Origin of the sequence: uncultured Paenalcaligenes sp. (genome assembly GCF_947630565.1) — a bacterium.
Classification (GTDB): Bacteria; Pseudomonadota; Gammaproteobacteria; order Burkholderiales; family Burkholderiaceae_B; genus Paenalcaligenes; species Paenalcaligenes faecalis.
The window spans coordinates 1-4341 of record NZ_CANRIC010000080.1; the positions used below are offsets into that span (position 1 = coordinate 1).

The following is a 4341-nucleotide window of genomic DNA, read 5'->3' on the forward strand; positions in this document are numbered from 1 at the left end:
CAACGGCTGGACCCGTAGTGGGTGAAATGCCTTTGCGCTCTAATTGCTCAGCGTCTATGACCGGGTCCATCTGTCCAGTGGGGGCGGCTCCTGCATCAATAATAGGGGCGTTTGCTTGTTGGCTAGCTAATCGTATACCCTCTGGGCTGGTATCTAAGGCGAACAAATCAGGCGCGCCTTCGATGCTGATAACCGGTATCCCTTTGGCGGCAGAAGGAACGATAGCTTCCCATTCAATCATGGCAAATTGATTGACGGAAAGACGTAGTTCTTTTGTGGGTTGCTTTATCCGCGCTAAACTGCGAATAATACTGTTGTCAGCATGATGCCATTGTAAAACGAGGTGTTCAGGTGGTGTCCACGTTAGCGCATTGGCTTCGTCATTAAATACCAAGGCCCGCACGGTAATGGCTTGTCCTGGTTGGGCATGGTTTTCAACTAATGAATAACTAACGCCTGCGGTAGCTACAGAATGAATGAATAAGCCAAGCCCAAGTGAAATGGCACGAATGAGGTTCAGACAAAGGGATTTCATGGTGCGAGCTATCAGATACAAAAGAAAGTCAAATGTAGCATTAGTACTAGATTTTGGTTTTAAGGCCTGTATTTGCTAAGAGGAGCTGTTGTTTTTTATGCAAGAGAAAAAAAAGATACCGATATTAATGTATCACCAAATTGACGTGCCACCCCCAAAGGGGACTAGACTGCGCGGTAGTACCGTTCATCCTGCTCGCTTTAAAAGTCAGATGCGCTGGTTAAAACGATTAGGCTATCAGGGGGTCTCTTTATCGGAGTTGGCTCCCTATTTAACTGGCGAAAAGCAAGGTAAAGTCGTTGGTATTACGTTTGATGATGGATACGATAATGTGTATAGAAATGCTTTACCTATCCTAACTGAGCTTGGATTTAGTTCGACGAACTTTATTGTTACGAACGAGCTGGCTGGACAAAATCATTGGGCGCAATTAACAGGTAGCCCTATGGCTCAGTTGATGAGCATAGAACAAATTCGAGACTGGCATCATCAAGGCCAAGAAATTGGATCTCATACGGCAAGTCATATCCATCTAGATAAAACCCCCAAAGAGCAGGCGTTAACTGAGTTAACTCAGTCTAAATATGTGCTTGAACACATTCTACAAACAGAGGTAGGGGCATTTTGCTATCCTTATGGCAGCGAAAGCCAAGAAGCCAGGCAATGGGTCGCGCAGGCAGGTTATCGCATTGCAACCTCGACCCAGCGTGGATTGGCAAATGCCACCGATGATGTGATGGCATTGCCTAGAGTCAATATTTTGCGCTCAACACATCTTATCCATTTTTTGCGCAAAATCATGACGCAATACGAAGAGCAAAAACGAGCTGCCAAAGCGTAGTTTTATAGGGTATAATTCCTTTTTTAGCGTCTGTAGCTCAGTTGGATAGAGCACCCGCCTTCTAAGCGGGCGGTCACAGGTTCGAATCCTGTCAGACGCGCCATTCTTGGTGTTGGCCGTTTTTAGGCTATTGCCATGTCTTGATATAACCCCCCAAATCGATCATAAAAATAAGACGCTACGTCGGGTGCATTTGCATCCTCTAAACGTAATGTGTCAAGAATATGGATTTGGGAAGACTTAACTAAATAGCGATAAATGTGCTGGCACAGCTCATAGGCCTGTTTTCCTACCCAGTTTTTAGGCAGTAGCTCCAGAGGTAGCTGAGGGTCGTGTAATTGTGCGCGTCTATATTCATGAATCAATAGCGTGCGCAATACAAAAGCCTGTTCAGCGCTAAGCGGGTGGGTGTCAGCTTGGGCCTGGATATGAGCCAGAACGGGCTTAAAATGACTAATAAAGCGTTGATAGCGCTCGCTGACCTCATCTAATTGCCAGCACTCTTGAATAAGCTGAGACAGGTCTTTGCTGTGTTCTAAGGGGCTTTCAATGAGTTGAGAAACATAGACAGCATGAGCGCAATGGTTATGTTCAATCAACTCGTTTAGGTTATGTAAGTCAGGATTAGGATGTATAAAGGCAAAGGGTGATATGGCGCCAAAGCCTTCCCACAATAGGGCTTTACGTAAGTCAGCTCGCTGCTTCGTGCTAATGCTGGAGGACAGAAAGAAAACCTGAGTCCATTGACCATTCCATGCTAGATAGCTTGGCGCATAGATGCGTTGGTGGGCCTTTTGAAAACGTCTAGAGGCCTGTGGACGTAAGGTATACATACTGCGACGCCCTTCTCGCTGTGCGCTAAGCCAGCCTTCTTCGGCTAGTCTGTAGACGCTAGTGCGCACTAAACGATCATTGATCCCAAAGGGTGCGAGGAGTTGAATTAGGCTTCCTAACCATAATGCGCCCCCATGTGGGCGGATCACATCTCCAAATAGCGTCATCACTAAGGATTTAGTGCGAGGGGGCTGCTCGGAGAGGTACTGTTGGCTCCAGTGGTGTAAAAAGTTGTCAGACATTATTTTCTCATCATTGTTATTTGCTCAATATACTACATTAATTTATGTTTTTTGAGCAAAACTGTATCGTTTTCACCTAGAGATAAGGGCTGGCTAACCAAACAACTCGATTCATTAATCGTTTTTTGTAAGGCTGTTGTGCCAGGCTTTCTAATGTCAGGTTTTCGGAGCTCGCTATGCAGCTGTCTATCAAGCCCTCTATTTTTTGCGCCGTATTGTGACAGTAAATCTCTATATCAATTTCAAAGTTTAGGCGCAGGCTACGGGGGTCTAAGTTGGAAGACCCTACATAGCTCCATTGACCATCTATGGTGATGAGCTTTGAATGATTGAAAGGGCCAGTGTCTAACCAGACGTGGCAGCCTGATTCGATAATTTGGTCTATTTGTGCCATCATGGCGGCATTAACTAGACGCAAATTATTGTGCTTGGGTATCACAATATCGACTCGAACACCGCGACGTGCTGCTGTGGTTAGTGCGCCCATCAAAACTTGATCGGGCAAAAAGTACGGTGATTGAATGCGAATATGTTTGGTGGCGATCGCAAATGCCCCTTGCAGCATAGAGTGGGTGCTGGCTAAAAATCGATCGGGGCCAGAACGAATGCAGCGGGCGGGAACTTGTGGTTCAGGTGTTTTCCAGACACAAGCACACCAAAAATCATAGCTGAGGTTTTCATTGGTGGTGAACTCCCAGTCATGGGCAAAGGTTGACATCAACTGCAATACAACGGGCCCCTCAAAGCTAAAATGCGTGTCCTGAGCGGGATGGTTATTGGTGTATTGACTACAAAATCCTTCCCGTATGTTCATACCACCAGTGAAAGCGATTCGACCATCTACAATGAGAATTTTGCGGTGACTGCGTAAATTGGCATAAGGGCTACGTAAAAAGCTAGTCGGTAGCAATGATATTGACATAAACAATGCGCAGCGAATGCCATGTTGACGTAATAATCGGTGCACAGGCGGGTGAGAGTATTTGACCCCAATAGCATCAATTAGCACGCGGACTTGTACACCACGCGCTTGGGCTCGAACCAAAGCATCGACAAACTGTTTGCCGATACGATCATTGTCAAAAATATAACTTTGTAATGCGATAGAGTGTTCAGCGGATTCAATGGCTTCGAGCATCGCTGGATACGACTCGTCACCACTGACTAAAACCTGAATATGATTGCCACTGCGTAGTTGAAAGTGACTGATCCGGTCTCCCAATATCTGTAACGAAGAAAAGGGGGCGCTAAAGGTCTTCTCTAGATCGGTAACAGGGGGGGAGCTATAGCTGACGTATTCTTTAATATGCGTATCACGTAACTCCGTGATTTGGGAGTGTCGTACGCGATTAATGCCCACAATTAAATAAAGGATAGAGCCAGCAAAAGGGGAGAGAATAATGACACCTACCCAGCCGATGGCTGCACGTACTTCTTTTTTGTTCATGGCGGCATGAATAGCAGTGGGGATGCTAATCGCTAAGCTCAGTATCAGCGCGATATGAGGCCAGTAATCTAAGAAAAAACCAGTAAGTTGTTCAGATAAGATAGACATGATTACGTCACAGTAGATGGGCGTAGTTGTAAACTGTGCATCCAATCAGGATTAGGAGTGCCATGCTGGGCAAATTGCTGATGTCTGGAATTTGATCTCCACACACCGCCGCCAATGCTGGGTTGTGGTTCAACACTATACCAATACCAATCGCCGTTTTCATCTTGGGCGCACCACGAGTGAGTGCTAGGAGCTAATTCCCAGTTGGGAAAAGAAGCAGGATCTGAGTTCATCAAGATGTTGCGCGAGATACCCCGTCATTTATGGCGGGGAGGGATAGCGCGTTGGCGTAAGCCAACCTTGTTCTCGCTTCTCCGTAGTTAATTGCTATCCG

4 protein-coding genes, 1 tRNA gene and 1 pseudogene are annotated in these 4341 nt (G+C 46.2%); 2 read left to right on the forward strand and 4 right to left on the reverse strand.

What is annotated here, in order from left to right; genetic code table 11:
- A pseudogene (locus tag Q0Z62_RS10550) lies at positions 1 to 535 on the reverse strand (phospholipase); the annotation flags it as partial.
- A 97-nt stretch (positions 536 to 632) separates the two neighbouring features.
- On the opposite strand from Q0Z62_RS10550, the gene Q0Z62_RS10555 reads away from it, so the two are divergent.
- Complete coding sequence (locus Q0Z62_RS10555) at positions 633 to 1376, forward strand: polysaccharide deacetylase family protein (protein ID WP_298054368.1); 744 nt, start codon at positions 633 to 635, stop codon at positions 1374 to 1376.
- A gap of 26 nt (positions 1377 to 1402) precedes the next feature.
- Positions 1403 to 1479 (forward strand) — tRNA-Arg (locus Q0Z62_RS10560).
- Between the two features lie 19 nt (positions 1480 to 1498).
- Here Q0Z62_RS10560 and paaX read toward each other — a convergent pair.
- The 3 genes from paaX to Q0Z62_RS10575 form a co-directional block, all read right to left on the reverse strand.
- Complete coding sequence (gene paaX, locus Q0Z62_RS10565; protein WP_269900320.1) at positions 1499 to 2452, reverse strand: phenylacetic acid degradation operon negative regulatory protein PaaX; 954 nt, start codon at positions 2450 to 2452, stop codon at positions 1499 to 1501.
- A 76-nt stretch (positions 2453 to 2528) separates the two neighbouring features.
- On the reverse strand, positions 2529 to 4007 hold the full coding sequence (locus Q0Z62_RS10570; RefSeq protein ID WP_298054373.1) for a phospholipase D-like domain-containing protein: 1479 nt from the start codon (positions 4005 to 4007) through the stop codon (positions 2529 to 2531).
- 2 nt (positions 4008 to 4009) lie between these two features.
- The gene (locus tag Q0Z62_RS10575; protein WP_298054375.1) at positions 4010 to 4240 is read right to left on the reverse strand and encodes a hypothetical protein; all 231 of its coding nucleotides are present in this window, start codon (positions 4238 to 4240) and stop codon (positions 4010 to 4012) included.
- Positions 4241 to 4341: the final 101 nt, after the last annotated feature.